Annotated in this window: 5 protein-coding genes and 1 pseudogene; 2 read left to right on the top strand and 4 right to left on the bottom strand. The window is 63.8% G+C overall.

Annotated features, from left to right (window positions below; all coding sequences use genetic code 11):
• The 3 genes and pseudogenes from AC1DTF_RS31920 to AC1DTF_RS31910 form a co-directional block, all read right to left on the bottom strand.
• Nucleotides 1–544, bottom strand: a pseudogene (locus AC1DTF_RS31920) (DUF1214 domain-containing protein); the annotation flags it as partial.
• Entirely contained in the window at nt 544–1,695 is a 1,152-nt protein-coding gene (locus tag AC1DTF_RS31915; RefSeq protein ID WP_477476974.1) for a sulfotransferase family protein, read from the bottom strand. The gene AC1DTF_RS31915 and the pseudogene AC1DTF_RS31920, both read right to left, overlap by 1 nt.
• Nucleotides 1,692–2,816 carry an LLM class flavin-dependent oxidoreductase gene (locus AC1DTF_RS31910; protein WP_477476973.1) on the bottom strand — a complete coding sequence of 375 codons (1,125 nt, stop codon included), beginning with the start codon at nt 2,814–2,816 and terminating at the stop codon, nt 1,692–1,694. The genes AC1DTF_RS31915 and AC1DTF_RS31910 overlap by 4 nt, the downstream gene beginning before the upstream one ends.
• Nucleotides 2,817–3,110: 294 nt before the next feature.
• Between AC1DTF_RS31910 and AC1DTF_RS31905 the strand changes: the two genes are divergently transcribed.
• Nucleotides 3,111–3,617 carry a hypothetical protein gene (locus AC1DTF_RS31905; RefSeq protein WP_477476972.1) on the top strand — a complete coding sequence of 169 codons (507 nt, stop codon included), beginning with the start codon at nt 3,111–3,113 and terminating at the stop codon, nt 3,615–3,617.
• Nucleotides 3,618–3,805: 188 nt separating this feature from the next.
• Here AC1DTF_RS31905 and AC1DTF_RS31900 read toward each other — a convergent pair whose 3' ends face one another.
• Complete coding sequence (locus AC1DTF_RS31900; RefSeq protein ID WP_477476971.1) at nt 3,806–5,347, bottom strand: DUF6883 domain-containing protein; 1,542 nt, start codon at nt 5,345–5,347, stop codon at nt 3,806–3,808.
• A gap of 261 nt (nt 5,348–5,608) precedes the next feature.
• Between AC1DTF_RS31900 and AC1DTF_RS31895 the strand changes: the two genes are divergently transcribed.
• Nucleotides 5,609–5,803 carry a hypothetical protein gene (locus AC1DTF_RS31895; protein ID WP_477476970.1) on the top strand — a complete coding sequence of 65 codons (195 nt, stop codon included), beginning with the start codon at nt 5,609–5,611 and terminating at the stop codon, nt 5,801–5,803.
• Nucleotides 5,804–6,021 lie beyond the last annotated feature (218 nt).

The raw sequence follows: 6,021 nt of genomic DNA, 5'->3' as shown, positions 1-6,021 counted from the left end.
TGCGGGATCCGGGTGTGGTCGGAAGCCAATTCGGTTCTCGCCGTGCACCACCGACGTAGAGGACGAAGCTGCCGTCGGGCTCGGCGACGAGGTCGTCACCGGTGATGTTCGCTTCGGGGGTGTCGCCGAAGGGCTCGTGCAGGTTCGGGTGATCGGCGCCGTAGTAGACGTCCTTGTCGGGTCGCGGCCCCTGCACGGTGAAGTTGATGAAACGCGCGGTGCCGCGGTCACCGGTAATCCGGTACGTCGAGGCGCCGTCGATCCACGCCTGCAGATAGACGAAGTCGGCATTGTCGCCGCCGAGCTTGCGGGTCGGCCCGCAGAACGGGTGGATCATCGGATACCGGGTGTCCTTGGTCTCCAGCGCGAGGTCGTAGGCCTGCCCGAGGTTCTGCGTCAGGTAGCGGAAGGCGTCGGCACGCTGCAGGGCATCCGCGGGCGAGGTGTCCTTGAAGGCCAGATCTCCGGCAGCCTTGAGCCGGTCGCAGAATTCGTCCCACGCGGCACGCAGCGCCTCGTCGTCTGTGCTGTCCCCGAACGCCATCAGCGCCTCGTCTCGATGTCGATGCCGAACCGCTCTCGGTAGGCGGCGAATTCTCGGTGCAGTTCCGGCACGGGGACCGGCAGGACGTCGGTGGAGTAGGTGAATTTGCCGTACCGGTCACCGCGGTTGGTCACCAGGTAGTCACGCATCGCCTTCTCGGCGGTGGCGGGCAACGGCACTCCGGCGAAGTCGTAGAAGCCGCCGATCGTGGCGACCGGATCGGTGACGAAGTCGCGGTAGCGGACGTGGTGGATGCGCGGGTCGTCGACCAGTGGGTCGTTGAGGTAGGCGTGGAAATTGGCCCGCGAACCCTCGATCGTGTTCTTGGCGTACTGATCCCAGTCCAGCGTCCCGGCGAGGCTCTCGTTGATCTGCCCGAAGGCCACGATCTGTGAGGCAAGCACCTGCACCGGGTCGCGATGCACCCAGACGATCCGGGCGTCGGGGTAGGTGTCGAACAACGCCCGCAGGCGCCGGCCGTGAAAACCCTTGAGCACCCATCGCTTCGGTGCGCGGGTGTACTGGATGTGCTGCAGCATCATGTGATGCAGGGCGTACTGCGCGTGATGGTCTTGGTCGAAGTTCTGGATTGTGAGCGGAACCCGCCACCAGGCGCTCGGGTTCGTCGCACGGAAGTCGAAGGCCCACGTGCGTTCACATTCGGGCAGCCCGGCACCGAGCAGATCGTTGTAGGGGTGGCTGACGATCCACGGCGGGATGCGGTCGAGGATCTCCCGCCAGTCGGCGTCGGCCTGCGCCCGGCGCGGGTCGTCGGCGTCAGCCGGGCCCGGTGGCGGCGAGGGGTACATCACCTCCCAGAATCGCAGCGCGCGCGAATCCTCGTCCTCGGCGAGCAGGGCATGCAGCAGCGTCGTACCCGACCGTGGCTCGCCGGTGGCGAAGAGCGGGGCGGTGATCCGCTCCGCGGCCAGCGGTAGGCGGGCGCGGTCGGCAACGAACTGCAGCCTGCTGGTCAGCAGTCCGGCGATCGTGGAAGCGGCTGCCCGCGAACCTGTGTCGCCGAGGCCGGCGCTGTTCAGCTTGTCGACCACCGATGCCACCCGCCCGGGCAGGGTGTCGTCAGCGAAGTCGGTGAACCCCGTCGCGTCCCGCGCGTCGGCGATGAGGAGGTCCGCGTCCAAGATTGTCATGGTGTGCTTCCTGTGCGCTGTAGCAATGCGTCCTCGACCTCACGAACCTTGCGTGCCGACTCCGCGGCGTAGGCCTGCCCGGCCATTCCGCTGTAGTCGAGTACGGACACCACCCGGGCGCCCGCCTCGCCGAACTCGGCGATCTGCCCGGCGACCTGCTTGGGCGTGCCGTGCGGAACGACAGACAGGATCGCGGCCGGGTCGACGTCCTCGAAGAGCCGGAGCAGCCTGTCGCGGGTCAGCACGCGGGGGTCGATGTCCTGGATGCCGCGCCAGCGCTCCCCCATCGGATGACGGTGCCCGGCGGCGGCCAGTACGTCGGCCGTCAGTTGCAGCACCAGCGACTTCACCAGCGGGCGTTGCAGGATGGCGTTCAGTTCGTCGGGTTCGCCGATGAGGCAGACCACCATCTTCGCCGGGGTGATCGCCTGCGGGTCGCGTCCGGCCCGTTCGGCCGACTCCCGGATGCAGGCCAGCTGGCCGGCATAGGTCTCCGGTCCCGCGCTGCCCGTCGGCCACCAGCCGTCGCCGAATTCACCGGCCAGTCGCAGCATGCGGGGACCGTTGGCCCCGATCCAGATCGGTGGCGGGCCGGTGCGGTGAAGATCGGTGTCCAGCCGAGCGTGCTCGAGCGTGAAGTACTCACCGGCGAAATCGATCGGGCCGTCGGTGTCCCACAGCAGCCGGATCAGCCGGAGCGCCTCGCCGAACCGACCGACCCTGCCTCTGTCGTCGAATCCGTAGGGAGCCAGGTTCTCCCGCTCGCCGGCGCCGAGTCCGAGGATGAAGCGGCCTTCCGAGAGGTGGCTCAGGGTCAGTGCCGATTGGGCCAGCATCACCGGGTGGCGGCGGACGGTGTCGAGCACGCTGGTGGCGAGCCGGGTGCGTGTCGTGCGCGCCGCGACGGCACCGGCGAGGGTGAGGGTGTCCAGGTAGCGGTGCGGCGACGGCGACACTTCGGCGAGATCGGTGAACTCGGGTGTCCAGATCGAGTCCGGCCAGAAACTCACGAGGTGATCGGGCATCCACAGGGAGTGATAGCGACCGTCATCGAGCGCCGCGACGCCGTTCAGGTCGAGCGGCAGAGTCGTCCGGAAGAACGCGGCCAACTCCAAGGACATGTAGCGCAAGCTACCCGAGGTTCACCGCGGCGTCTGCCGATTGCTGTGCATTTGCTCAGCACGAGCGGGTCGGCACACCGGACCCGGTCCCCAGAAAGCAGAAAACCCGCCCGGAAGCGAGTTCCGAGCGGGTTTGCGTGCTGTGGAGCTAAGGGGAGAACTATCGAATCCACACATTGCCGAGCGGATATCCCATTTGTCCAGGTCGACCTCCGGTTAGAACCTCGATTGCGGACAGACGCGGCGCCTTACCTCGGTCGCTAGTGCGACTGCCCGTGGTCGTAAAATCGCGCGATGAAGGCCTGCCCCACCGTCTACAAAGGCATCGAGTACCGTTCCCGGCTCGAAGCGCGATGGGCGGTCTTTTTTGAGCAGATTGGATGGCGAACGACGTACGAGCCTCTCGACGGCGATCGTTACATCCCCGACCTCGTCGTTGATGGCCCGCGCCCGTTGCTGGTTGCGATCAAGCCAGCCACGTTGGTCACTGATTACCTCCGCGAGGTTCCAAAGATCGAAACCTGTTTACGCGGGCACTGGGAGCGCGATGCCATGATCGTCGGCCTCAATCCAGTGCCGGGACAGATCGACGGTACAGCCGCAGCAGACTCAAGGTTTCATCCGCCGGCTGGTGTTCTCGGCGAGTTTTTCGATGGGTGGCTTACAGACGGGACTGGTGCGAAATCTGGGTGGTCGTGGGACAATCTTGCGCTCGTTAAACCCGAGAAAGCGGTAGCAAGCGACGTGTCGGTAATGCATGCGAAGAGGGTCAGCGTCGAAGTCAAAGACTCAGAGGGATAGCCGGGGATGCGACTACCTGTCTCCTCCGCGAGGGAGGATCCGAGACACTTTGAAAAGCGACATCCCAGTTGTTGCCGGAGGGCTGGACGAGATCAATCCTATCGTCCGGCCACAGAACTGCCATGCTTTCGATGGGGCCCTCGTCGACCGCCAAAGCCAGACACCGGTTGAATACGCGGGGACACGAACTAGGTCATGGACGCAGTGACCTCACAGTTCACACCGTGCCAGTCGAGGATTTCTGCAAGCGCGTTGGCCCACGCAACGCTCTTGTCGTAGCCCCGGTCCGGCGCATGAAGGTAGGTACCCGGCCGATAACCGGCTTCTCCGTTACCCGACTGTCGCAGCCAGCGTGCAAAGCCGCGTCGAGCGTCAAGTACGCGAACCATTGCGAAGCCCTCAGCGCCGTCAAGAAACCACTCTGCCGGCCCATCGTGCCCAGAGGTGACGCATATCGGCTCCGGCACTGTCAGTTCCGTTGCTTCTGTTGCTGCCGCGACCGCGATCTTCCAGAGTAGCTGCCAGTCTGTCCTCTTGTCTGGCAAAATGATTGGGACTTCGTCAATACTCGTTGCCGGGAGATATGTGCCGCGCTTTGCGATGAATGTGGTCGTCAGAGTCGGTGGCTCGCCGGGCCGAACGATCCACGCAGACAGCACTGGCTTTATCGCACCATTGCGCCCCTTGACCACGGTGATGACGTCGAATCGCACACCGAAATCAGTCCGCGACACGCTTCGAAAGGCCGGCGCGCGGAGAACTCCTCGCCGCAGCTGTTCTGCAAGAAACCGCCAATCCGTGGCAAGAATCCCCAACAGATCCCGGAAGTTTCGCGCCTTCGGGCCACCGTCCGGATGGTCGAGGTTCAGGGCGTATCCGTACAGCTTCTCTGGTGGGATGACAGCATCCTCGGCTCCGGGGAGCTTCTCGGCGGAAAAGGACTTCGTGTCGAGAGGCAGCTCACTGGGGCGAATCGCGTCCACCAGACGTTCGAGAGGTGTAGCCCACGTGAGGCGAATCAAGGCGGACCGCGCCGCAGCCCCACGATCAGAGTCCGGAGCCGCACAAACTGCGGGAGGATGCGGGTAAGACTCGTCATCAATCCAAGTCCAGTACATCGCCGACGCACCAACCGTATGCCACCATCGACCGGCCACATCCAGCGGCCAGCGTTCTTCCTCAGGCATGCCCCATGAATCGAGAAATCCAAGTTCGGTGTCAATTACCTGAAATCGGTCCCCCAACCCCGACCAGCAGGTCTGGTAGATGACCAGATGTCCGAGATCTAGCTCGACACACCCGATGTAGCCGTCGATCTCCGTAAGGCGCCGATGGATCCGCTCGGCTGCATCGAGCTCTATCGGACCGACTGAATAGACTTCGACATGCAGCTTTTGCAGGGCAACGTTGAGCGCCCACACATTTCCATGATGCCAGCTCTTGCTCGTGAGCTCCATAAAGTCGGCGAGCAGATACCGCCATGTTTGGATCTTCGCTTGCTCTAACCACCCGAATGCCGGCCGACCGTTGACCGACTCGATCTCGCTTACTTCCACACGTCGGTAGGCAAAGTTGTGGAGCAGCAAGCCGCCGCTCCGGATCACAGCGCTCACCGGTCGGCCACAATGCGCCTCGCCAATCAACTCCCGCACTAGGTGGGCACAGATCGCCTCGTCCTGTGAGTAGCCAAGTGCCGAGCTCGGGCTGAACATGAAAGCGACAACCGTCACAAATCAATCATAAGAATTGCGGAACAGCGCCTCTTGTCGATCAGCCAGAACTGTTTGGCCACTTGCTTATTGATCTAACCGTAATCGTCGGCATCACACCGGACCTCTAGATCCAGTGGAGCAGCCTCCCAATCAGACCTCCCCGGCCCAACCAACGTCTGAGACCTAGTCCCGCCATTCTCCAGCCGGTAACCGGCGGCCGGGTGAATTTGGCAGGCGCCGCTCGGCGGCGGGGTCCTGGTCTCACGTCGGCTCGCCGCAATGGATCTGCTCGTCCGTCACAACGACATCGAGATCGTGTGGCGCGGTCCGGGCTTCTACAACCAGCTCCGGCCAGCAGTGGAGACGCTCCTGCCTGAGCCGCTTGCCTCGGCGCTACTCCGACGATCTCGCTACCTTGCTATCGCGGCCGTCAACAACGGGGCGCCCGCGCTGATCGCCGGAGATAGTGGCTGATCCGGAACTCACTAGAACCGCTCACTTCTAGTGGGCGACGGGTTCGATCTTGAAACCTTGGGTGCCCGAAACGTGGCAGGTAGAACTGGTGGTGGGCCTGAGGGGACAACTATCGGACCCCGACGTAGCTGACCGGATACGTCGTCTAGCCAGGTCGACGCGATGAATCGCTGGTCACTTCACGGCAATCAACCCTGGGTAGATCCATGACACAGCGC

This window comes from Mycobacterium sp. P4_H6, from assembly GCF_056400845.1.
This window is presented reverse-complemented; position numbering and strand designations above follow the sequence as displayed.

What these genes read in the sequence shown, in the direction of transcription:
- AC1DTF_RS31910 (WP_477476973.1), bottom strand. Translation starts at nt 2,816, where the DNA reads ATGTCCTTGGAGTTGGCCGCGTTCTTCCGGACGACTCTGCCGCTCGAC.
- AC1DTF_RS31895 (WP_477476970.1), top strand. Translation starts at nt 5,609, where the DNA reads ATGGATCTGCTCGTCCGTCACAACGACATCGAGATCGTGTGGCGCGGT.
- AC1DTF_RS31905 (WP_477476972.1), top strand. Translation starts at nt 3,111, where the DNA reads ATGAAGGCCTGCCCCACCGTCTACAAAGGCATCGAGTACCGTTCCCGG.
- AC1DTF_RS31915 (WP_477476974.1), bottom strand. Translation starts at nt 1,695, where the DNA reads ATGACAATCTTGGACGCGGACCTCCTCATCGCCGACGCGCGGGACGCG.